Here is a 24,249-nt window from a genome sequence, read left to right as displayed (position 1 = left end):
AACTAGAGCTGTACTTTGGAATATCAATTTATCCGTGACCCTATCACGGGCTTTAAAGTAAAAATTAGCGATGAACATACGCTTGTTGGACGTTGGCTGTCGGAAGAGTTAGCACACGAAGGCGTAGCGCAACTAATTGAGCAGGCTAAGCAGCTTGATGCACGCGCCCAGTCTATCGTTATGGAAGGCCGTGAAATTCGTTTTACCCTTTCGCATGATGAGGCATTGTTTGAAGCGCATGCTTTGTTTCATCAAACCAACGAGCTTGATTTATATGCTGATGATGCCCTTGAGCTTGATGAGCATGGCCTTTGTAATGGCTGTGGTTATGAGGACTTTATTGAGCTTTTAGAGGCATGGCATCTGTTCCTAAATCGAAATTAGATGCCCTTGTCTATCACTTATTTGGCGTGCCGTAGATCTGCTCCGCGCGGTGAAATAGTACCCAAGAGGTTAATATATACTTATCATTTGATATGGGTTTATTTCCTCGGTGAGTATGCGTGAAGTAACCCGGTGCAATGACCATGGTGCCTTTTTTAGGTGCTATTTTTTTTTGCTGATAATAAAACTCGGTTTCACCGCCTTCATGAACGTCATTGAGGTAGAACATAAACAACAGTACGCGATGTAAGGCTTCATTGTGCTCTAGTTGCGGATAAACTTCACTATGCCAATACGGATATCCGCCTTTATTAACTTCGTACTTTTGCGCTTGAATATTGCCTAGGCGGAATAACTGCTGCACCAGAACAGGTAGCTGCGGTTTGGCCACTTCTTCAAAGTTATCAAAGGTAACATCTACTGGTTGCCCCGTTTCGGGGTGATAAACCTTAAGGCCGAAGGCACCAATAATCATAAACAGGTGCTCTTGTGCATAGTTAAACACATGCTGTGCTGTCACCTGTTGAATATGTTGCAAGTGTTGGGCATATTCTGGGTGTGCGTTCAAGTACAGATCTTGACTTACTTTTTTGTTAAGGTCGACGCCTCCGGACGTTGTGCCTTGTTTTAAGTGTGGACTTTGTTCAAATAGATCAATAAATTGATCGCAAAACTCTGCACTGAGTGCGTTGTCATAAACGCCGATGAAATCTGTCATGTTGTACCTACAGTTATTGGAATTATTATGTTGTCAGAAAAATTGATGCCACGATTCAGCGAAACCGATGTTTTGGGCCATATAAACAATACCGTACTCCCCGTATGGTTTGAAGCCGCACGGGTGCCAATTTTTAAAGTTTTCACACCTGATCTTAATCCACATCAATGGAAGTTGATTGTGGTAAAGGTGGAAGTGACGTTTAAAGGTGAGCTGTTTTACGGACAAGAAGTTGAAATTAAAACGGCGATTGAGCAGGTTGGCAACAGCTCGTTTGTGATAGTGCAACAGGCTTGGCAGCATGGACAATGCTGCGCTGAGGGAAAAACGGTAATGGTGCGTTACGACTTTACTAATAAACGCGCTCAGCCTTTATCTGAAGCTGAGCGCGGTCAGTTAGCCTCGTTTATGGCTGAGTAGACTGTTTGAATTGATGGCCTATTGCAGCTGAGATACACGGCTTAACTTCGTAGTTGTAACTGGTCTCATCTTGCGTATTTTCGAGCTTAATGATCTCAAGTATTTCGTAATCGTTCAGTTCGATCACTCTACTGCCTTGGGTATGTTCACAACGGGAGCGAGAGTCTGCCTCATTTTCATAAATAAAATATGCCAAGATATTTTTGATTCTTTTATCATAAGACTGTGAACGTTGTTTATTGAGATCAGAGAGCTGTCGCAAATCTTCTAGTTCAGGATCTTGTTGAATCGCTTGGGCGACTTTCTCTTTTGAGGCAGGCTCTCCATTAATGTTAACGTCTATTTCCAGCCCGTTGGCAACACTTTTAAGTGTATGATTGATACCACCCATCACACCAGTATAGCTACCTAGCAGTGCGAGTTGAGTGAGTAAAAAGAAAGCGGCTCCGAAGCGCGCAATACCAGTTAGTATCGGAAAGCGATAACCAGGTGCATGCCAAAATGTATGTAAGCCAAAGGGGCGTAATAACAGCAATGTAATGATATAAAACGGAATTCCGATCTGAATGATTAGCAGTACCAGTAAGCTTGTGATGAAAAACCATATGGGCACTGACAGCAGTACACTGAAATTATGAGTGTAGGGTAAATGGTCAGCGCTGACGCCAGTAATGTCATTGACCATCCCTGACGCTTGAACTAGCGCATAGTTGGCGACAAAACTATAGAATAATAAAATTAGGGCTTTTCCGGGGAGACTATCCCATACTTGCATGAACTTCGGCCAAAACTCACTTACCACAGCGGCAAGTATTAAAAGGCTAATGATAATCTGATGTCCTTCTCCTTCCCAATATATAATTGTGACGATAATCGCTATTAAATAGCAGCGTTGCGCAAAATTGAGCGACTGCCAAAATGAGTTTAAAGTAAAAATGTACTTTTTGAGCTTGTCTCTTAGAGTGGGATAAAAGGGGAGATTTAGCATGATTATTATTCTTGTTAGGCGTAAAAAGGAATGTAGTAAAACTACATTCCTTTGTTCACTAAAGTAAAGGTTTTAGATACTTACCTGTATGTGATTGGTCACATGTCGCAACCTCTTCTGGGGTTCCTGCAATCAATATTTGACCGCCACCGGCACCTCCTTCAGGACCTAAATCAACTATCCAGTCAGCGGTTTTAATCACATCGAGGTTGTGCTCTATAACCACAACGGTATTACTATGATCTCGCAGGCGATGCAGCACTACAAGCAATTGTTGAATATCGTGAAAATGCAGACCCGTTGTAGGTTCATCCAGAATGTACAGCGTTTTACCTGTGTCTCGTTTAGAAAGCTCGCGTGCTAACTTAACCCGTTGAGCTTCACCACCGGAGAGTGTGGTTGCGGCTTGCCCTAAGCGAATATAAGACAAGCCTACATCCATTAGTGTAGAAAGCTTGCGATTAATAGCGGGGATTTTCTCAAAAAACTCATGAGCATCTTCAACCGTCATTTCCAGTACTTCATGAATATTTTTGCCTTTGTAAAGCACTTCTAGTGTTTCGCGGTTGTAACGCTTACCAGTACAGATATCGCAAGGAACGTATACATCAGGCAAAAAGTGCATTTCAACCTTGATAACACCATCACCCTGACACGCCTCACATCGTCCGCCTTTAACGTTGAAACTAAAACGACCCACTTTATAGCCGCGAGAGCGTGCTTCTTGGGTGCCTGCAAACAGCTCACGAATAGCGGTGAAGATACCAGTGTAGGTCGCAGGATTAGAGCGTGGCGTGCGGCCGATTGGGCTTTGATCTATATCTATTACTTTATCAAAGTGATCTAGACCTTTAATTTCTTTATATGGCGCGGCTTCTGCGGTTGTAGCACCATTAAGTTCGCTGTGTGCCAGCTTAAATAGAGTGTCATTGATCAAGGTTGATTTACCAGAGCCTGATACGCCGGTAATACAGGTCATCAACCCAAACGGGATACGTAAATCGACATTTTTAAGGTTGTTACCTGATGCCCCGAACAGCTCTAACCATTTATCATTGCATTCATGGCGTTGCTTGGGCACTTCAATGGCTTTAGTGCCACTTAAATATTGGCCTGTTAGTGAATCGGGGTTGTTTATTATATCATCGCGCGAACCTTGCGCTACTACGTGTCCGCCATGTACACCAGCCCCAGGGCCAATATCAATTATGTGATCTGCAGCGCGTATTGCGTCCTCATCGTGCTCTACTACGATGACGGTATTACCAAGATCACGCAAATGTGTCAGTGTGCTAAGTAGGCGGTCGTTATCTCGCTGATGCAAGCCAATAGATGGTTCATCAAGCACATACATTACACCTACTAAGCCTGCGCCAATTTGGCTGGCTAAGCGAATACGCTGTGCTTCACCACCAGATAACGTATCCGCACTGCGCTCAAGTGATAAGTAGTTGAGTCCAACATTAATTAGGAATGACAAACGGTCACGTATTTCTTTAAGGATTTTCTCGGCGATTTGCGCTTTTTGTCCGTGTAATACGAGGGATTCAAAAAACGCCATGGCTTCGCCAATGCTCATGGTGGTAACATGAGGTAACGTCGTTTGCCCAATGAATACGTTACGGGCTTCTTCACGCAGCCGGGAGCCATGACAGCTAGGACATGCCTGACTTGTTTGATACTTACTGAGCTCTTCTCGCACCGAGGTTGATTCAGTCTCACGATAGCGGCGGTTCATGTTATTTAAAACGCCTTCAAATTCGTGGTTACGCGTGATCAAGTCACCCCTATCATTACGGTAATTAAAAGCGATTTTGGTTTTACCAGTGCCTTCCAAAATAACCTTTTGTGCGTCGCTGGATAGATCTTTAAAGGGCACCTCTAAATCAAACTTATAGTGCTCAGCGACCGATTGCAGCATTTGGAAGTAATAAAAACTGCGTTTGTCCCAGCCTTTAATCGCACCGCCGCTGAGGCTAAGTTCTGGGTTTTGTACAACGCGTTGTGGGTCAAAGTACTGACGCACACCTAAGCCATCGCAGCTTTGACAGGCACCCGCAGGGTTATTAAATGAAAATAGCCTAGGTTCAAGCTCCGTCATCGCATAGCCACAGGTTGGACAGGCAAAGTTGGCAGAAAAGATAAGCTCTTCAGTGTTGTCGTCTTCCATATTGGCAACCACAGCGATGCCGGATGAAAGTTCGATGGCAGTTTCAAAGGATTCGGCAAGACGTTGCTGTAAGCCGTCTTTAACTTTGAAACGATCAACAACCACTTCAATGGTATGTTTTTTATGCAGCTCTAATGTAGGAGGATCGGATAAATCGCATACTTCGCCATCAATACGAGCGCGAATGTAACCTTGGCTGGCAAGTTGCTCTAGCAGTTTTACGTGTTCCCCTTTGCGGTCCTTTACCACAGGTGCTAGCAACATTAACTTGCTGCCTTCGGGCTGCTCCAGTACCGAATCAACCATCTGACTAATTGTTTGTGCTGCCAAAGGTAAGTCGTGAGTTGGACAACGCGGTTCGCCAACGCGCGCAAATAGTAGTCGTAAATAATCATAGATTTCAGTGATCGTACCGACTGTAGAGCGGGGGTTATGTGATGTCGATTTTTGCTCAATGGAAATCGCAGGTGATAATCCTTCAATATGATCAACATCGGGTTTTTCCATCAAGGATAAAAATTGTCTTGCATAAGCTGAAAGCGATTCGACATAGCGCCTTTGGCCTTCTGCATACAAGGTATCGAATGCTAACGAGGACTTTCCCGAGCCTGACAACCCGGTTATCACGATAAGTTTGTCTCGCGGGATAGTAAGAGAAATATTTTTTAGATTGTGCGTTCGAGCGCCCCTGACTTCTATTTTATCCATTTTGACCTAACGACAAATTTGATTGGCAACAGTAATAGCGCAACAGTATCGCATACTTTGCCGAAAATTAACTTAACTTTGCTAAACGAACTAAACTAGACATTAGGATCAATCTCAGAGCGATAATTTTGCAACGTTTGAGCTCGATTACAATTAGCTTTTTGTTACTTTTCCAGAGCGCGATAGGTCTTGCGACTACTTCCGATTGTCAATTTATCGTTCGCTTTGAAAATTATTCAGCACAATCTCAACAAGATGATTCTCTTCGTTGGCATGGCTTGGATGTCGACTTTGCAAAGGCATTATTAGATGAAATGGGCTGTAGCTATCGTTTTGTTAGCATGCCTTGGGGAAGGGCACTGAAGATGTTGGAGCAAGGTGGCATTGATTTGATGTTAAGTGTGTCGAAAACGGCACAACGTATGCGTTACGCTTACTTTATTGGTCCACAAAGAATGGAAAATATTGTGTTCGCGACTAACGCTATGAACCCATTTTTTGTCGCTACCATAGAAGATTTATTCTCTCTTCCTATACCCGTCGCTATTCAACGAGGGGCTTATTATGGCTTAGCGTTTGAGCAAAGAATGAAACAAGAAATCGATTCAGACAAACACTTTATTTACGTTGCAGACAATCAGTTAAAGTTAAATTTATTACGCCATGGCCGTATCGCCGGTTTTTTGGAAGAAAAATACAATATCATGTATCAAACGGAGCACAATCCTGACTTCGTTGAAATTGACCTAGCGCCTATCACCATCAATTCTGAACCCGTTTATTTTGCAATTAGCAAGCAAAGCGTAAGTAAAACGCAAATAACCGCATTTGAAGAAGCATTTGAGCGCTTACGCAAAGCAGGGAAATTAGAACAAATCTTAAAAAAGTATAAGTTAGAGTGAGTTTTTTGGTAGACTGTTGCGCGCTGAATTAAGCTGAGTTAACGGGTAATATGTCTAATCAATCTTTAAACCTTCTTGAGAAACGTGCTGCATTATCATTGGCCAGTGTTTTTGCATTTCGCATGCTTGGTCTGTTCATGCTTATGCCTGTCTTGGCTATTTATGGGCAATCATTAGAGCATGTTTCGCCAATGTGGATTGGTCTTGCTATTGGTGCGTATGGTTTGACTCAAGCGTTGCTACAAATTCCGATGGGTTGGTTGTCTGATAAATTTGGTCGAAAACCTGTGATTGTAGGCGGCTTGCTGGTATTTGCACTTGGTTCAGTTATCGCAGCATTGGCTGACTCTATTTATTGGGTCACTGTGGGTCGAGCTTTACAAGGGATGGGCGCGATCGCCAGTGCATTGCTAGCGTTGGCTGCAGATTTAAGTCGCGATGAACAGCGGCCAAAAGTGATGGCAGTGATTGGTATGTGTATCGGGTTAAGCTTTGCTTTTGCCATGTTACTAGGTCCTATGGTCGCTGCAGCATTTGGGATCTCTGGGGTATTTTGGTTAACCTCGATTTTGGCGATATGTGGCATTGTGATCATTTTGTTTGTGGTACCAAGTGCTGTCAACAAAGCACCTAAAGGGGATACCGTTGCTACTTTCTCAGACATTCGAAAACTCAGTCGCCATCCTCAGCTGCTACGTTTGGATTTGGGCGTGATGTTACTACACTTGACGCTAACGACACTATTTGTTGTTTTGCCTGGGCAACTGATTAAAGATGGCTTGAACGCTGATGCTCATTGGCAGCTATACATTCCAGTTCTTTTGCTTGCATTTATATTGATGGCACCGTTGATGATAGTGGCTATTCGTAAGCAAAAAGAAAAAGAAACTTTTTTAGCGTCTATAGTGCTGCTTGTTTTAAGTACATTAAGTTTAATGTGGTGGGCAAACTCCGTCGTTGGTATTGCTGTGTGTATGTTGACTTACTTTATCGCTTTTAACTTTTTAGAAGCGACGATGCCAGCCCTGGTATCGAGAATTGCGCCTGCGTCTCAGAAAGGTTCGGCAATGGGCCTGTTTTCATCAGGACAATTTTTTGGCGCATTTTTGGGTGGTATATTAGGTGGTTACATTGCACAAAATTATGAAGTGAATGCAGTGTTTGCGGCGGTAGCCTGTGTTGGGGTAATATGGCTTATTATTGCATGGCGAATGCAGATCCCACCTAAAAGTAAAATTATCAGTTTGATGACTGAATTGTCTGAGCCTAAGCAAGCACAAGCAGTGGCTGATAAGCTTGTAGCTCTACCCGGTGTGATCGAAGCGATAGTTGTGAGTGAAGAAAACCGCAGCTATTTAAAAGTAGATGATAAGAAATTTGATTTAAACCAAGCTAAGCAAGTGCTTGGCTTGCATTAAAAGTGTGAGGAGAGGGTGCCATGGCACGCGGTGTAAATAAAGTGATATTGGTTGGTAATCTAGGACAAGATCCTGAGGTACGCTATATGCCTAATGGCAATGGTGTTGCAAACATTAGCATTGCCACTACAGACAGCTGGAAAGATAAAAACACTGGCCAGTTGCAAGAACGCACCGAGTGGCACCGAGTGGTGTTGTTTGGCAAGTTAGCTGAAGTTGCTGGTGAATACTTGCGTAAAGGTTCGCAAGTGTACATTGAAGGTCGTTTGCAAACACGCAAATGGACGGATCAAAGTGGTCAAGAAAAATATACTACTGAGATTGTGGTCGATATGGGCGGTCAAATGCAAATGTTAGGTGGTCGTGGTGAGCAGCAAGGTGGTGGGCAATATCAAAATGCACAACAGCAAAGCCAAGGTGGTTATGGTCAACAGCAATATAGCAACCAAGCCCCTCAACAACAGCAGTACGGCCAGCAATCTAATCAAAACCATGGTCAATCGCAACAAAGTGGTTTTGCACCTCAGCAAGCGCCTCAGCAACAAAGTAATGCAAACCAAGGTGGCGGTTTTGCTCCGCAACAAAGCGCACCACAGCAGCAAGGTGGTTTTGCCCCTAAACCTGCACAATCAGGTGGTGCATCTAACCCAATGGAACCGCCAATTGATTTTGATGATGATATCCCGTTCTAATTGGTGGTATAACTAAAACTGTGTAATTAGTTTTTAGAAGCCCTCTGCAGACTTTGTAAATTCAAACTTAACTGAATTTGTGAAGTTCGCAGAGGGCTTTTTTAATGAGTAATCGATTATGGGTAAGGTAATGGCTTTTTGTAAATTAAGTTGTAGATTTAGAGATGAATACCCCCTCAATGGAAAGGACTTTTTTATTTTATAGACTTGGGAAAATACCTAACAAAGCCGCACTTTCATTCGTTTAGTGTACGTTTGATAACTTGAGTTTTGTTGCCTTGTGTACAACACTTAAGCATACATAAGTTGTGTTTGAACAAGGTGGCATTGGTGTACTTGAAGTCTAAAGCATTGCTTCTAAAGGCAGGTTTTTCGTTAGCCACTTTGCTCGCGTTAAATGTTTTATTATTCCATCTCCTTCATTTGCAAATTCATCAGCGGGCCATATCGGTTGTTGAGCGAGTCGCACAATTGCCTATTGAGCTCAGGCGCGAAGAAAATATCAATGAAATAGCACAGCAATATGGGATCAGATACATAGCTGTGCCAGAAGAGGCGGGTAGCGACGCGAGTTTGTTTACCGCCTCGGGTATTACTCTACAGCTGGAGCATCAAAAACCGTACATTCAACATATGTATATCATCACTTTTTTTAATCTTTTATTCATAGGCTTTTTGGCGTTTTTTTATCGCTGGTGGCAAGTCTATAGAGTCAGACCGAAGCGATTTTTATCTAACGAAATTAATCACAGTTTAACAGATAATAGTGCTTTACCCGCTGTGAACCCTAGAAGTGCCGATAGTACCTTGTTTAATGTCTTTTTATTAGTTCGTTGGGCCGTCAAATTGGATGCGGTACTTGATGTGAAAAATCATTTCATTGTGGCCTTGCATAAGCATTTATCTAGCAAATGTCGGTGTTCAATAAAGTACTTAAATTCGGGGGCGCTTGCAGTTACTTATGAACAAGTTGCATGGGGAGATGTTGCTGAGCATGGAAAAAATTTACATGAAATCATGTTTCGTGTTACTCGAGAGCTTAGGCCAGATTTGTCGAGAAAACAGATTAAAGTGGGTGGGTGCTTTTATCAACAAGATGCGGAGCAGGCACATGTTTATCAACTAGCACGTGCAGCTTTAGAAATTGCTGACAATAATGTGTGGCAGCATGTACATATGATGCCACTCAACAAAACCCACGAAACGGCGATGAATAGTAGCGAAGAGGACTTCATTCGATGTATTAGTAATGGACAGTTTGTTTTATTTTTCCAGCCCTTATTTGGTTTTCATCAGCAGGACATTATTCAAAATGAAGCGCTTTTACGAGTTCGGCATGAGCAATTAGGGTTGATTGCCGCAAAGCAGTTTATCCCGCAGTTGCACAGTAAGAAAAACCTTGAGCTGCTTGATAAAGCGATTGTTGAGCATACCGTTATGGTACTTGAGAAAGAAAAGCACCAAGCAAAGGTAAGCATTAACTTACATATTGCTAATTGGTTAGATACAGAGTTTGTACAGTGGTTGGCAAATACGATTCGAGACAGTTCAACCGGACAGCAATTAAGTTTTGAGTTATCAGCGGACGACTATTACAAACATTATGAAAAAATAAATTCGCAGCAACTATTTTTTACTGGGTTAGGTGTATCAGTCATTATTGATCACGTAAGCGAACCACTAATGGTGAACACGCTGAGAGAGAATAAGCAGTTGGAAGCGATAAAGCTGAGTGTTGATCTTGTACATGAATTAGAAAAAAGCAGCCAAAAACAAAAAACGATTAAGCAAATTATATATCAAGGAAAAAGGCTAGGGGTGCCCGTTTATGCGGTGGGGGTTGAGACGCAAGCTGAACTTGATTGTCTCAAAACACTGGGTATAAACGGGGCTCAAGGTTATTACTTTGCAGAGCTTCTACAGCAAATGGAATTAGTCGGGTATTAATTGACGATATCTTAGCCCATCAAGCCCTTGTAGTCCGCCAGTATGAATGGCGATAATGTGACTATTGGGTTCAAAAAAATCAGCCTCCATGAGCTGCCATAAAGCGTAAAACATCTTTCCGGTATAAACTGGCTCTAACGGTAAATGGCACTGCTGCTTCATCACTTTGCAAAATTGCCAAAGCGCTTTGGAAAATTTGCCATAGCCACCATCATGAAAATCGCACCGTAATTGCCAATTTGTTTGCTGTGTAGCTTTGGGAAACAAACGAGCCACTTCTTCTTTCAGATAATGTCCTTGCTTGAGTACGGGGATACCTATGAGTTGCGTATCAATAGAGCAGCCCTTTATCAGGCCTGCTAAGGTACCACCGCTTCCAACAGCACAAACCACATAGTCTGTATCAGGTAAACTGTTGGCGAGCTCTTCTACTCCTATCAAAGCTGCTTGGTTGCTGCCACCTTCGGGTATAAAGTAACAATGTGGGAATTGAGCTTGCAGTGAATCGAGGTAGTTTTGCTGGTGCCTTAGTCGATAGGTTGCTCTGTCGACAACATGTAAGTTCATCTGACATGCATTAGCCATTTTTATGGTGGGGTTATTGCGATCCAGATGGGGCCCTCGTATTATGGCGTTTCCCTGTATAGAAAGTAATCGACTTGCCATGCTTGCCGCATAAAGGTGATTGGAAAATGCCCCTGAAAAGGTAAGAAAAGCATTCTTTTTCTGTTTTTGCATCTCTAAGAGGTTGTATTTCAGCTTTCGCCATTTATTGCCCGCAATATGTGGATGTAATAGGTCATCTCTTTTTACGAACAAGCTTAACTTTTTTTGTTCCAATAGAGGATGGTGTATTTCCTGTAATGGGGACTCAGGCCAGTGGAGTTGTTGTGTGCTCATACTTATGACTGACTTTTTAAACGTATCTTGCCATAATTCTAACAGTTAAAGCGTTAAAATATGAGATGAGCACTGGCAACCCTGTGGTTAATAGTTGTAAACTCAGATAATAATGGCCGAAAGCTTGTGTTTTGCTTTGTAAGTACATAGCATTAAGAACTAACTATAAAAAATAACAAAGACCAAATAATTGCCGCGTTTTTGGGAATGGAATATATGCGAATAGCTTCTTTATCTTTTTTTGTCTCTGCCACTTTGATGGCTGCTAGTGTCATAACGCCTCATACTATGGCGCAAGATACAACGACGGTGACAGCCATTGAATCTCAACTTTCGGTAAAACAAACTGAGTTAGACAACTACACGCAACTACTAGATAAACACCTAAGCGAAGAAACCAGATTACAAGCGCAATTAGAATTGCTGAGAAAGCGCTCTTCTGATTTAGATAAAGAAAAAAATCAAGCGCTTGACGCAATGAACGATATGTACAGACGTTTGATTGACGACCCAACTCTAGACATCTCAGGCGCACAAACCAGATATAAAGACGCTGTTATTAATCATAAAACAAACAAAGATGATATTACGATGCAGCTTGCGGCGATAGCTTCGCACCGTAAAGATATTGAGCAGATCAGAGTCACAAAGCACACTTTAATCAATACGTTAGAGAGCTTGAAAGATCAGTTAAGTACAGCTCGTGTTGAGCGTTTACGAAATGAATTTACACGAGAAGGTACACTAGAAGTTGATCACACAATCAACTGTAAACGTACAGAAACGCTTGCTGCATGCGAACAACGTGGTCAACAGATGGCATTGCAAAAATCAACAAAGCGCTTTGTTGATCAACTGTTTGCAAATCTAACAGAACAGCGCTTGGTAGAACCTAAGCGCAACCTTGCGGGAGCGCAGGTCCAGGTAATCAATAGCCATGTTGTGGATAGTGCATTCAGTGGACAAGGTAATTACAGCGTTAATTTAAGCGTGACTATGCGTGGTGACGTGAATAATAGCCGGCTTTGTAGTTTAATCAGTGTAGATAACCGTTTTTGCGCTGAATATGGTACACCTATGGTCGGTGCCGTTGGTTATCAAACAAACTATCCAACGGTGTATAGTGATAGTCAGTTAACGTTTAGTGAGCAAGCGCAAAGTATTAGCAATGTGCAAGTGACACGCTTGCCTTCAGAACCTGTGATTGAAGTTACGCACTCAACACCAAAGCAGACAACCACACCTAAGCCTCAAGCAACGGTTGAATTAACACTTCGCTCGAATGTGTATGATGACGAGGTGTTTATTAATGGTGTGAGCTATGGCTCAACCAAGTTGTCGGTTAAAGTACCTGTGGGAACTTATGACATTGAGGTGCGTAAATTAGGTTACGAACCATTCAAAAAAACACTGACATTACGAAAGGCCAGAACAATCAATGCTAAGTTGGTAAAAAAGCCTGAGTCGATTGCTGTACCGACACCCAAAAGCGAGCAGGAAAACAAACAAAAATCAGACATAAAGATTGTTTCCACTACGCCGGAAAACAAAGTAGTGATTGTGCCTGCCGGTACTTTTAAAATGGGCGATATTGCTGGAAGCGGATTAGCTAATGAACGTCCTGTTCTTGAAAAAGTGTTGAGTAATTCTTACGGCATGCAGAGCACAGAAGTTACTGTCGCTGAATTTCGTGCGTTTATTCAAAGCACTGATTATGTAACCGTTGCCGAACAGAGCCGAGGTTGTGCGTATTATAAGGATGGTGAGCCTGTTTGGGATATAGATTATAACTGGCGTACACCGGGTTATGAGCAAGCGGATAATTTTCCTGTGGTCTGTGTTTCCTATGATGATGCCAAAGCTTATGCCAATTGGTTATCGGGCGAAAAAGGCGCACAATTTCGCTTACCCAACGAAGTGGAATGGGAATATGCGGCTCGAGCAGGCACTACCTCAGAGTATCCATGGGGCAATGAAATTGGCAAGAGTTTAGCAAACTGTGGATGGTGTGGCAGTGAGTGGTCAAATAAAAGTGCCTCTCCTGTTGGCGAATTTTCACCGAATCACTACGGTTTGTACGATACAGTAGGCAATGTTTGGGAATGGACTCAGAAACGAGCATCTCAAAGTGGAGTGACGGTAAGAGGTGGTGCATGGAATTTTGCACCGAGCTTAGCTCGTGTCTCTACACGGCTAGAGTTAGCGACTGATTTTCGATCAAATTACATTGGTTTTCGACTGGTTCGAGAACGATAACAATTAACGATGGGCGGTATTTACCGCTTGATATAAAGTATTTCTTTAAGGTTACCCAGCCTCATGTTTAAAAAATTACGCGGATTATTTTCAAACGACCTGTCAATCGACTTAGGTACAGCCAACACGCTTATTTATGTAAAAGAAGAAGGTATTGTTTTGAATGAACCTTCTGTAGTCGCTATCAGACAAGAACGTGCTGGTGGTCCAAAAAGTGTTGCATCTGTAGGTACTGCGGCAAAGCAGATGTTGGGTCGTACACCTGGTAATATCAAAGCCATTCGCCCGATGAAAGATGGTGTGATTGCAGATTTCTATGTGACTGAAAAGATGCTTCAGCACTTTATCAAGCAAGTGCACAATAATAACTTTATGCGTCCTAGTCCACGTGTTTTAATTTGTGTGCCTTGTGGTGCGACTCAGGTAGAAAAACGTGCGATACGCGAATCAGCAATGGGCGCAGGCGCAAGGGAAGTGTATTTAATCGAAGAGCCAATGGCTGCGGCAATTGGCGCCGGTTTGCCCGTTTCTGAAGCGACGGGGTCGATGGTTGTCGATATTGGTGGAGGTACTACTGAAGTCGCCATCATTTCACTTAACGGTGTTGTTTATTCATCTTCTGTGCGTATTGGTGGTGATAAGTTCGATGAAGCTATTATTAACTATGTACGTCGTAACTTTGGTAGCTTGATTGGTGAAGCGACTGCCGAGCACATCAAGCATGAAATCGGTTCCGCCTTTAAGAGTGATGAACCAATCTCAATCGAAGTTCGTGGTCGCAACTTAGCGGAAGGTGTGCCTCGTTCTTTCACCTTAAACTCTCACGAGATCTTAGAAGCATTACAAGAGCCGTTAATGGGGATCGTTAGTGCAGTGATGGTTGCCTTAGAACAATCTCCACCAGAGCTAGCTTCAGATATCTCAGCACATGGTATGGTATTGACCGGTGGTGGCGCGTTACTGAAAGACCTTGACCGCTTGTTGATGGAAGAGACTGGTATTCCGGTTGTCGTTGCTGATGATCCATTGACTTGTGTTGCGCGTGGCGGTGGTAAAGCGCTTGAGATGATTGATATGCACGGCGGCGATGTATTTAGTTACGACTAATGAATTTACTATTTGGCCGTACGGTATCGCTGCAGCTGCGACTGACCGTCGCAGTAATGCTGAGTATCATACTTATAGTCGGTGACCGCTTTACGCAAGGTGGTACCATGATCAGGACTAGCCTTCATACCTTGGTTAGTCCTTTGTTGTATTTGGCTAGTATGCCTTATGAAGCTTTTGACAGTGGCGCCAAAAGCTTGCAAACACGAGAGCAACTAAGCGAAGAAAATAATGCCCTCAAACGAAAACAATTACTCCAAAGTGAGCAACTGCAGCAGTTAAAGCTTCTTGAGAGAGAAAACCAAAAACTGAGAGCTTTACTGGGGGCTTCTGCTCGTGAGAAGAATACCCGTTTGATTGCACAGGTACTATCTGTTCACTCTAATCCATACAGCCATCAGGTCGTCGTCAATAGAGGCACGATTGATGGTGTAACGGAAAGTCAGCCTGTCATCGATGAAATGGGCCTGGTGGGTCAACTGACACAAGTTGGAACCACCACATCTCGCGTTTTGCTGATGACTGATATTACCCACGCCACACCCGTACGTATACTGCGCAATGATGTACGTACAGTGGTCGAAGGGATCGGTAAGATCAATAGACTGAAGCTTTCTCATGTACCACATAGCTTAGATGTACGGATTGGTGATGTATTAGTGACTTCAGGGTTAGGTGGTACATTTCCAGAAGGTTACCCGGTCGCAGTTGTCACAGAGCTTAAGCGAGATGAAGGATTGCCTTTTGCTCAGGTATTTGCCGAACCAATTGCACAACTTGACCGTATTCGTTTGTTACTTATTTTAGGACGAACTTCACAAGAGAGCTTGAGCGATGATTAAGCGATATTATTTTTTAATTGCTTTGAGTGTGTTTCTTGCTTTGGTGATGGCATTGATGCCATTGCCTATTTCAGCTGAGCCTTTTAGACCTGATTGGGTATTACTGGTATTAATGTATTGGTCTCTTGCTGTGCCACACCGAGTTAATATTGGCTGGGCTTGGGTAGCAGGTTTACTCATGGATCTGGCGATCGGTGCACCACTTGGGGTCAATTCGCTTACTTATTCGATTTGTATTTATATAACAGTGAGTAATTTTCAGAAGATCAGAAACTTCTCGATTTGGCAGCAGGCTGTGTTAGTAGGCCTATTTTTGACGCTTTATCACCTGTTGATATTTTGGTTAAATCATTTTTTACTGGATGTGTATTTTAGTCCCCATTACTTATGGCCTGCTTTAACGGGGATGCTGTGTTGGCCATGGATCTTTTTATTATTACGAAAATACCGCCGACAGTTTAGGATCCGTTAATGCGTGTGCAATTATACTTAGCTTCCGCGTCACCGAGACGACAGCAGTTACTTAGTCAATTAGGCTATGATTTTAGCCAGTTTTCAGTCGATGCGGATGAAACACAGTTTGATAATGAGCCTGCGCTTGCTTATGTAGAGCGTTTAGCATGTTTAAAAGCCCAAACTGCCGTGACACGTGGCCATGTGGACCGACCCGTATTAGGCAGCGACACAGTTGTTGTTATCGATGATATGGCGCTCGGAAAACCAAAAGATGAAGATGACTTTCGTCAAACGATGAAACGACTGTCAGGCCGCACACATCAAGTTCACACCGCAATCGCGTTGGCAACGAGTGAACGCGTACTCAGTAAAGTGGTCACTACTGACGTCACTTTTAAGCACTTAAGTGAGCAAGAGATCAGTGAGTATTGGCAAAGCGGTGAACCGGCTGATAAGGCAGGTGGCTATGGCATTCAAGGCCTTGGAGGAAAGTTTGTTACTCACATATCAGGTAGCTACTTTGCTGTAATGGGTTTACCCTTGTATGAAACAGATGAACTAATTAAAGAATTTACCGAAGGGTTTTATGAGCAGTGAGCTTCTGATCAATGTTACACCGAGTGAAAGCCGTGTCGCGCTAATTGAAAATGGTGTATTACAGGAAGTACAAGTAGAGCGGATCGGCAACCTAGGTATTGTAGGCAATATCTACTTAGGCAAAGTTAGCCGTGTATTGCCTGGAATGCAGGCTGCATTTGTCGATATTGGCTTGGACAAAGCGGCATTTTTACATGCTTCTGATATTGTCAACAGCGCTTCATTTGAAGAGGGCGTTGATGAGCAACCAGTGAAAAAAGTGCAAGATATCCGCGAGCTAGTAAAGCAAGGTCAATTCATTATGGTTCAGGTGGTGAAGGATCCGCTTGGTACTAAAGGCGCTCGCTTAACGACAGACATTACCATACCGTCTCGTTACTTGGTATTCATGCCGGATGCAACGCATGTTGGTGTCAGCCAGCGTATTGAAACAGAAGAAGAACGTACTCGTTTAAAGAATATTGTATCTCAATACAATGATGAGAATGGTGGCTTCATTGTTAGAACGGCCGCAGAAGGCGCTGCTGAAGCGGAACTCAAACACGATGCTGAGTTTTTGAAAAAGCTATGGAGTAAAATCGTTAGCCGACGCAAAAAAACCAGCAAAGCTTCAATTTTGCATGAAGATTTAAAATTGGCGTTCCGTACTCTTCGGGATTACGTCGGTGAAGATATGGAACGCATCCGTGTTGACTCTAAACTGACATACCAAGAGCTCAAAGTATTTACTGAAGAATTTGTGCCATTACTGGCTAAAGCTTTGGAGTATTACCCCGGTGAGCGCCCTATTTTTGACCTATTCGACGTTGAGAGTGAGATCCAAAAGGCGCTACATCGCAAAGTTGAACTTAAGTCGGGCGGTTATCTCATCATTGATCAAACGGAAGCCATGACTACCGTTGATGTAAACACTGGTGCGTTTGTTGGTCACCGTAATTTAGAAGAAACCATTTTTAACACTAATGTGGAAGCGACCTCTGCAATTGCGCGCCAGCTTAGGCTGCGCAATTTAGGCGGTATTATTATCATTGATTTTATTGATATGGTTTCTGACGAGCACAAGCGCCGCGTACTACACTCACTAGAGACAGCCTTAGCCAAAGACAGAGCAAAAGCTAACATCAACGGCTTATCAGCCTTAGGGTTGGTTGAAATGACTCGTAAACGGACTCGTGAGAGTTTGGAGCACATTCTCTGTGATGTTTGTCCCTCATGCTCAGGTCGAGGTTCATTAAAAACAGTTGAGACGGTGTGCTATGAAATCTTAAGAGAAATAGTACGTGTTAACAGGGCCTATGATGCAGACAAATTTATGGTCTATGCTTCGCCTGCTGTAAGTGAAGCATTGATTAACGATGAATATCATAATCTGGCAGAATTGGAACTCTTTATCGGAAAACAGGTCAGTATTCAAACAGAGAGCTTATATAGCCAAGAACAGTTTGACGTCGTAATGATGTAAGGTGACGTAGCATCTAATGCAAGCCAAGACCATTTGTTTTTTTTGTATCCGTGCAATGTGGCAAATTTTTGCTGTCACACTTGTCATGCTTGCTGTATTGGTTTCCCTAGTTAAGTACAGCTTACCTTATGCCAATGATCACCGTGTAGAAATTGAACGTTTAATTCACGAGCAGTTTGATGTCAGTGTGAGTATTGGCTCTATCAGTGCCAGTTGGGAAGGAAATGGTCCGGCATTGGTGCTGGAGAATTTGACTTTCGTGGATAATCAAAGCGCGCCAATCGCTTTGTCTATTGCCAAAACTAGCTTACAACTCAATCTATTGGAATCGTTAAAAAACTGGCAGTTACGTTCAAACTACTTTGTATTGGATGGCTTTTCTGCGCAAGTTGATGTGCCCAAATTGGCAGAAGCGAATAATTCAAACGACTCCAACTTTGAACAGCAAGCGCTTATAGAAAGCTTATTTTTAGGTGAAACTGGACATTTTTCAATTCGCTCCAGTCAGCTTAATTTAAAAATGAAAAGCGGATTGCAGCATACGCTTTTACTCAATGACCTCACTTGGCAGAACGATTTGAATAGCCATAAAGGTGAAGGTGAGGTGGCGATCCCTGGACTGCAACAAGGGCACTTTTCAGCTCGTTTGAGTTTGAGTGGCGAGACATTGCGGGAGCTAGCTGGGCAAGTCTACTTACAGGCAGAACATGTGGATATTGCCGAGTGGTTAACGGAGTATCTGGCAACACAGGAAAAGCATATATCAACTGAGCTTAACGGTGAGCTTTGGCTCTCTTTGAATCAAGGAAAAGTTGAACAAGTTACCCTAAATACGTTACCAAGCAAGATGCAATGGCGGGAACAGGGGGAAGCCCATGTTTTAGAGATTGAGCAGGGCAAAATAAAATTAGTGCCTGATGACGCTCAATGGCAGTTAAACAGCGCTGAGTTTAAGTTTTCTGCTGATGGTGAACCATTTTCTCCAGTCAAATTTCAGGCCAAGTTTTCAGAGTTTGATAAGCAGATCTGGTTTGAAGATATCAGCTTAGGATTGCTTCGGGAGTTTGCGTTACTTGCTCGCGCAGACTGGGCTAAAGAACTCGATGCAACAGATATTTCAGGTTCAGTACAAGGTAAAATTACCTTATCGGCTCAGCATGACTATCCACAAATATGGTTGCATATCGAAGCACTCAAATGGAATAGCTTTGATGGAATACCCGGTATGGAGAACGCGCGTGTTGAACTTAATTGGCAAAATAATGCGGGTGTTGTCAGCCTATTTAGCGAAAATGCGCGATTAGACACGGGCTCAACATTTCGTAAGTCTTTGGCATATGAACAGCTCAATGCAGAAATACAGATCTATCAACAGGCAAGTGAATGGCAATTAAGTAGTGGCAATATTTGGTTTAATAATCGTGATCTGACAGTTGCCGCAGAAATGACATTGCGCATGAGCGAACAGCCTGAACTTGATTTGTATGCGGAAGTGATGGGAGGCAATGCTCATACTGCGGGAGACTACTTTCCACAAACAGTGATGTCTAAAACACTGATTGATTATCTAAACCGAGGCTTAGTTGCTGGAAAGCACCTCAGTAGTCGAGTATTGCTGTCTGGACCTCTGGCCAATTTTCCGTTTGAACAAGGTGAAGGGCACTTTGAGGTCCTGTCAGATATTGTCGATGCAGAGTTTTTATTTGCACCCGACTGGCCAACAATTACGAATGCGGATGCAGAGTTGCATTTCGTGAACGAACGAATGGACATATATGCGAAGTCGGGCTCGCTCATTAACCAAAAGCTCAGTGTGCCGGTTGTTATCACTTTGCCAAATTTAAATCATGCCGATAACTTATATGTTGATATAAAGCACACGACGCAAGCCCAGTCTCTGAAAGGCTTTTTCCAGCATACACCATTGAAAGACCCCCTCGTGAATGTACTGGATGTGGTCCAAGCATCTGGTGATGTGACGGGCGGCATTAAACTAGACATAGATTTACACACATTAGGGGTTCGTGCCGAAGGGCGTGTTGAGCTAGATGACACAGATGTATTTCTCGCTCAACCAGGGTTACAGCTTTCACAAGTCAATGGTGTTGTACAATTTGTGGATGATCGTATTGAGTTAAAGCAAACGCAGGCTAATTGGCTTGGTATGCCTATGCTCATTGATGTTCTAGGTGATGGCGATAAAAATCATTATGGGGTTGATATAAAAACCAGCTTGCAGGCACAAGCTGATAAGCTGCTTGTGTATGCAGATGGGCTATTGGATGGTTACTTAGATGGCGACAGCGAGTTAAACACGCATATTAAGCTAGATTTTACTGAGCAGGGTTTTAACTATCTCGCTAAATTTAACTCCGATTTATATGGCGTGAACAGCTATTTCCCGGCACCTTACAATAAATCTTCTGAACAGAGTTGGTTGCTAAGCGGTGAAGTTCAGGGGGATGATATTTCAAATTTGATCACTGCAAACATCGCAGACAAGCTGTTCTTTAGCGGTATTTTAGGCAATGATTCAGGGCAAATAAGCCAGGCTCAATTGAGTATTGGCTCATCAAATCAGAGCCTTGCGGGTAAAGGATTTCAAGTAAACATAGTTCAAGATGACGTGATATTGGACCCTTGGTTGGACTTTATTGACAGACTGATTAACTTACCCAAGGCTCAGGAGTCAGCATCAACAATTTTGCCTCCTCTGGCGCTTATTCGTGGCCAGTTTGAACAAATTCGTGTTGCCAATATGCCCTTTAATGATGTTGAGATGCGTTTATTTGCAAGTCCTGATGGTATGACGGCACGTATCAATGCAAAAGAAGCTCGGATTTCAGCGCTCCTGCCACCATCGGGCTCTAGTCGGCCGATAAAAATAGACAGTGACTATTTACGTATAAACTTTGTTGAGACTGACGCTGATGTAGATAAGCGGGAAGATGATCTAACTTGGCTCACACGCGTTCCTGCTATTGAATTCAATTGTAATGATTGCAAAGTACAAAGCTATCAACTAGATAAAGTGACCATATCGCTATTTGGTGATGGTACACAACTACAGATCCCTGAGTTGGTGGTTGATAAAAATGAGCATGTGTTACGAGGTAAAGGCCACTGGCAAAATGGTAAAAGCTACTTTGATGGGATCATGAATAGTAAGGATATTGGAGAGTTATTTGATGAATTTGATTTAACTTCAACCATTAAAGATTCAAAAGCGAATGTGGCTTATCAGTTGGAATGGCAGGGTGCGCCATATGAGTTTGATACTCAGAGCTTGAAAGGGGAAGTAAATTGGGAGTTAGGCGAAGGGCATCTTGCTGAGATCAGCGATCAGGGAGCTCGAGTATTTTCTTTGTTGAGTTTAGACTCGCTGATCAGAAAGCTGAAGCTCGATTTTAGAGATGTCTTTTCTAAGGGGTTCTTCTACAACCAAATGAAAGGCAGCGTGCAGTTGGACAAAGGAATAGCCTATACCAAAGACACCAAGTTGGACGGTGTGCCCGCCGATTTGAGTATTCAAGGCTACGCTAACCTCAATACACAAGAGATCAACTATGACTTATCAGTTGCACCGCAGGTTACCTCAAGTCTTCCAGTGATAGTTGCTTGGATGGTGAACCCTGTGTCTGGGCTTGCTGCACTGGCCCTGGATAAAGTGATCCATTCGGCCCGCGTTATTTCGGAAATTAAATTTAAAGTAACCGGCACAATGAGCGAACCGGTTGTGCAGGAAATCGACCGTAAAAGTCGTGAAGTTGAGATCCCGCAAGCTGCACAAAATCAGCCGCCAGAATCAGAGCCAGTCAAAGCTCCAGAAACGAAACCAAACGTAGTGCCTGTGACAGGCTAGCGCTCATAAGCAATTATTTTGGAGTCTAATAGATGTCTTTTCCCCGTATTGTTGCCTTACAAATGTGCTCTACAATGGATCCTGAGGTGAATTTTTTAGTATTAGAAAATAGCTTACAAGAAGCCGCGTTTTCTAGTCCCACATTAGTTTGTTTGCCCGAAACTTGGCTTGCATTTATGCAAAATGGAGAGCAGTCTTTGCTGTTTGCCAAACAGTATGAAACTTGGGTAGAGCGATTGGCTACATTATGTAAAGTGCATAAAGTTTGGCTCTCAGCGGGTACAATGGCTGTTCAAGGTGAGAATGGGCGTTACTATGCGGCAAGTTACTTATTTAATGATGAAGGTGAAGTGGTCGCGCGTTATAACAAGATTCATTTGTTTGATGCTGAAATAGCCGATGGTAGCTCAGGTTATCGAGAATCTCGTTTTACCATTGCTGGGAGTGACATCGTGGTGGTCGATAGCCCGTTTGGCAAAATAGGCTTAAGCGTGTGTTATGATGTGCGATTTACTGGACTTTACCAAAAGATGCGCCAATTAGGTGCGCAATTGTTATTAGTACCCAGTGCATTTACTACCGTAACTGGAGCGGCTCATTGGCAACCGTTATTACGGGCAAGAGCGATTGAAAATCAGTGCTATGTGGTAGCAGCAGCACAATGTGGCGAACATGAAAATGGCCGCAAAACCTACGGACATAGCCTAATATTATCTCCATGGGGAGAAATAATGGCCGATGCTCAAACTAATCTGGGCATGATCAGCACCTATATCGATCTCGCTCAGCTAGAGCAGATCCGCGCCGACATGCCGATACAGGCACATAATCGATTTAAGAGCGAATTTTATGAATAGCGTTGAACAGAATTTATTAACCAACAGCCAGCTAACGAGAGAGCAGCTCGAACAAACGCTCAGTTATATTCATCAGCATAAGGTGGATTATGCCGATTTGTATTTTCAGTCAAGTCATCATGAAACTTGGGTACTAGAAGACGGCTCGGTTAAAGAGGGCAGTTATAACATTGAGCGGGGGGTTGGAGTTCGTGCTGTTGCTGGTGAGAAAACGGGGTTTTCTTATTCAGATGCCATCAATATCGAAGCATTAAATAAAGCGGCTATGGCGGCACGCAGTATTGCACAAGCGGGTGAAGACAAAAAAGTACAAGTGTTTTCGCAAGTGAGTGCGTCGCAACAATTTGGGCCTGTTCAACCGATCCAAAGTATGACAGATGTTGATAAAGTAGCGCTATTACGTGAGGTTGAAAATGCCATTCGCGAGTTAGCCCCTGATGCACAACAAGTTGTTAGCTCAATCTCAGCGGTTTATGAAGAAGTCTTGATCGCGGCCAGTGATGGGACGTTCGCCACTGATATTCGCCCTCTCATTCGTTTAAATTGTTCTGTATTACTTGAAAAAAATGGCCGTCGCGAACGTGGTAGTGCAGGTGGTGGCGCCCGTTTAGATTATGGCTATTTCAAAGAACTGGTAGATGGCAAACCGCGCTGGCTTGGCTACGCGCAAGAAGCTGTGCGCCAAGCAAAGGTTAACCTTGATGCGGTAGATGCACCAGCGGGCACGATGCCTGTTGTATTGGGTGCAGGATGGCCAGGAGTGTTACTCCATGAAGCCGTTGGGCATGGTTTAGAGGGAGACTTCAACCGCAAAGGCGCATCGGCGTTTAGCGGTAAAGTTGGTGAGCAGGTTGCTTCAAGTTTATGTACTGTAGTTGACGATGGCACGATAGCTAATCGTAGGGGGTCATTGAATGTTGATGATGAAGGCACCCCCGCAGCTTACAATGTACTTATTGAAAATGGCATATTAAAAGGTTACATGCAGGATAAGCTCAATGCTCGACTAATGGACGTTGCACCCACAGGTAATGGCCGCCGTGAGTCTTATGCACATCTACCTATGCCTCGTATGACCAACACCTACATGTTGCCGGGTCAAGACTCGCAAGCTGATATTATCAGTAGCGTTAAGAAAGGTATTTTTGCACCAAACTTTGGTGGTGGTCAGGTAGACATTACCTCAGGTAAGTTTGTGTTCTCTGCCTCTGAAGCCTATTTGATTGAAAACGGTAAGATTACCACGCCGATAAAAGGAGCGACTTTAATCGGTAATGGACCTGATGTAATGAACAAAATATCAATGGTAGGTAATGATTTGGAGCTCGATAGGGGGGTGGGTGTTTGTGGCAAAGATGGCCAAAGTGTCCCTGTTGGAGTGGGCCAACCAAGCCTTAAAATTGATGAAATAACCGTAGGTGGTACTGCCTAGCATTAACCAGACTGTAATGGCGGGCTTATTGTGATTATGCGACTCTGTAACTAAATCTGTGTAACTGCCTATTATTAATCCTTAAAAAGGGTTTAGGATAGGCAATGATGAATAAGAAAGAACTGGAAGCG

General features: G+C 43.2%; 19 protein-coding genes. 15 read left to right on the top strand and 4 right to left on the bottom strand.

Annotation, left to right across the window (positions count from 1 at the left end):
- Positions 1 to 15: 15 nt before the first annotated feature.
- Positions 16 to 384, top strand: coding sequence for a YacL family protein (locus ACW689_RS20515; protein ID WP_476294178.1), 369 nt, complete (start codon positions 16 to 18; stop codon positions 382 to 384).
- A 13-nt stretch (positions 385 to 397) separates the two neighbouring features.
- Here ACW689_RS20515 and ACW689_RS20510 read toward each other — a convergent pair whose 3' ends face one another.
- Complete coding sequence (locus ACW689_RS20510; protein WP_476294177.1) at positions 398 to 1,102, bottom strand: 2OG-Fe(II) oxygenase; 705 nt, start codon at positions 1,100 to 1,102, stop codon at positions 398 to 400.
- A gap of 27 nt (positions 1,103 to 1,129) precedes the next feature.
- On the opposite strand from ACW689_RS20510, the gene ACW689_RS20505 reads away from it, so the two are divergent.
- The gene (locus tag ACW689_RS20505; protein ID WP_476294176.1) at positions 1,130 to 1,522 is read left to right on the top strand and encodes an acyl-CoA thioesterase; all 393 of its coding nucleotides are present in this window, start codon (positions 1,130 to 1,132) and stop codon (positions 1,520 to 1,522) included.
- Here ACW689_RS20505 and ACW689_RS20500 read toward each other — a convergent pair.
- Together ACW689_RS20500 and uvrA are read right to left on the bottom strand one after the other, a co-directional pair.
- Positions 1,509 to 2,510: a hypothetical protein gene (locus ACW689_RS20500; protein WP_476294175.1), complete on the bottom strand. Its 1,002-nt coding sequence runs from the start codon at positions 2,508 to 2,510 to the stop codon at positions 1,509 to 1,511. The two genes, ACW689_RS20505 and ACW689_RS20500, sit on opposite strands and share 14 nt — an antisense overlap.
- Positions 2,511 to 2,568: 58 nt before the next feature.
- Positions 2,569 to 5,388, bottom strand: a complete 2,820-nt coding sequence (gene uvrA, locus ACW689_RS20495; RefSeq protein WP_476294174.1) for an excinuclease ABC subunit UvrA — start codon at positions 5,386 to 5,388, stop codon at positions 2,569 to 2,571.
- Positions 5,389 to 5,516: 128 nt separating this feature from the next.
- On the opposite strand from uvrA, the gene ACW689_RS20490 reads away from it, so the two are divergent.
- The 4 genes from ACW689_RS20490 (at position 5,517) to ACW689_RS20475 (ending at position 10,347) form a co-directional block, all read left to right on the top strand.
- Positions 5,517 to 6,290, top strand: coding sequence for a substrate-binding periplasmic protein (locus ACW689_RS20490; protein ID WP_476294172.1), 774 nt, complete (start codon positions 5,517 to 5,519; stop codon positions 6,288 to 6,290).
- Positions 6,291 to 6,340: 50 nt separating this feature from the next.
- Positions 6,341 to 7,708 carry an MFS transporter gene (locus ACW689_RS20485; RefSeq protein ID WP_476294171.1) on the top strand — a complete coding sequence of 456 codons (1,368 nt, stop codon included), beginning with the start codon at positions 6,341 to 6,343 and terminating at the stop codon, positions 7,706 to 7,708.
- A gap of 20 nt (positions 7,709 to 7,728) precedes the next feature.
- Positions 7,729 to 8,400 carry a single-stranded DNA-binding protein gene (gene ssb / locus ACW689_RS20480; protein ID WP_476294170.1) on the top strand — a complete coding sequence of 224 codons (672 nt, stop codon included), beginning with the start codon at positions 7,729 to 7,731 and terminating at the stop codon, positions 8,398 to 8,400.
- Positions 8,401 to 8,730: 330 nt separating this feature from the next.
- Positions 8,731 to 10,347 (top strand): EAL domain-containing protein, encoded by a 1,617-nt coding sequence (locus tag ACW689_RS20475; protein WP_476294169.1) that lies wholly within the window; start codon positions 8,731 to 8,733, stop codon positions 10,345 to 10,347.
- Here the strand turns inward: ACW689_RS20475 and ACW689_RS20470 are convergent.
- Positions 10,333 to 11,247: a 1-aminocyclopropane-1-carboxylate deaminase/D-cysteine desulfhydrase gene (locus ACW689_RS20470; protein WP_476294167.1), complete on the bottom strand. Its 915-nt coding sequence runs from the start codon at positions 11,245 to 11,247 to the stop codon at positions 10,333 to 10,335. The genes ACW689_RS20475 and ACW689_RS20470 overlap by 15 nt on opposite strands.
- 216 nt (positions 11,248 to 11,463) lie before the next feature.
- On the opposite strand from ACW689_RS20470, the gene ACW689_RS20465 reads away from it, so the two are divergent.
- The 9 genes from ACW689_RS20465 (at position 11,464) to tldD (ending at position 24,118) form a co-directional block, all read left to right on the top strand.
- Positions 11,464 to 13,503 carry an SUMF1/EgtB/PvdO family nonheme iron enzyme gene (locus ACW689_RS20465; protein ID WP_476294165.1) on the top strand — a complete coding sequence of 680 codons (2,040 nt, stop codon included), beginning with the start codon at positions 11,464 to 11,466 and terminating at the stop codon, positions 13,501 to 13,503.
- A 63-nt stretch (positions 13,504 to 13,566) separates the two neighbouring features.
- Positions 13,567 to 14,610, top strand: a complete 1,044-nt coding sequence (locus ACW689_RS20460) for a rod shape-determining protein (RefSeq protein ID WP_476294163.1) — start codon at positions 13,567 to 13,569, stop codon at positions 14,608 to 14,610.
- Entirely contained in the window at positions 14,610 to 15,452 is an 843-nt protein-coding gene (mreC, locus tag ACW689_RS20455) for a rod shape-determining protein MreC (protein ID WP_476294162.1), read from the top strand. Before ACW689_RS20460 ends, mreC begins: the two co-directional genes overlap by 1 nt.
- Entirely contained in the window at positions 15,445 to 15,924 is a 480-nt protein-coding gene (mreD, locus tag ACW689_RS20450) for a rod shape-determining protein MreD (RefSeq protein ID WP_476294161.1), read from the top strand. Before mreC ends, mreD begins: the two co-directional genes overlap by 8 nt.
- Positions 15,924 to 16,505, top strand: coding sequence for a Maf family protein (locus tag ACW689_RS20445; protein ID WP_476294159.1), 582 nt, complete (start codon positions 15,924 to 15,926; stop codon positions 16,503 to 16,505). Before mreD ends, ACW689_RS20445 begins: the two co-directional genes overlap by 1 nt.
- Positions 16,495 to 17,967: a ribonuclease G gene (gene rng, locus ACW689_RS20440; RefSeq protein ID WP_476294158.1), complete on the top strand. Its 1,473-nt coding sequence runs from the start codon at positions 16,495 to 16,497 to the stop codon at positions 17,965 to 17,967. The genes ACW689_RS20445 and rng overlap by 11 nt, the downstream gene beginning before the upstream one ends.
- Before the next feature lie 16 nt (positions 17,968 to 17,983).
- The gene (locus ACW689_RS20435; protein ID WP_476294156.1) at positions 17,984 to 21,829 is read left to right on the top strand and encodes a YhdP family protein; all 3,846 of its coding nucleotides are present in this window, start codon (positions 17,984 to 17,986) and stop codon (positions 21,827 to 21,829) included.
- 32 nt (positions 21,830 to 21,861) lie between these two features.
- A complete protein-coding gene (locus tag ACW689_RS20430; protein WP_476294154.1) occupies positions 21,862 to 22,686 on the top strand; it encodes a carbon-nitrogen hydrolase family protein in 825 nt (274 codons plus the stop codon).
- Positions 22,679 to 24,118 carry a metalloprotease TldD gene (gene tldD / locus ACW689_RS20425; RefSeq protein WP_476294152.1) on the top strand — a complete coding sequence of 480 codons (1,440 nt, stop codon included), beginning with the start codon at positions 22,679 to 22,681 and terminating at the stop codon, positions 24,116 to 24,118. The genes ACW689_RS20430 and tldD overlap by 8 nt, the downstream gene beginning before the upstream one ends.
- Positions 24,119 to 24,249 lie beyond the last annotated feature (131 nt).

This window comes from Pseudoalteromonas sp. ABE4_541 (assembly GCF_056312285.1).
Note: the sequence above shows the minus strand (reverse complement) of the source record. Positions and strands in the feature narration are given on the sequence as shown.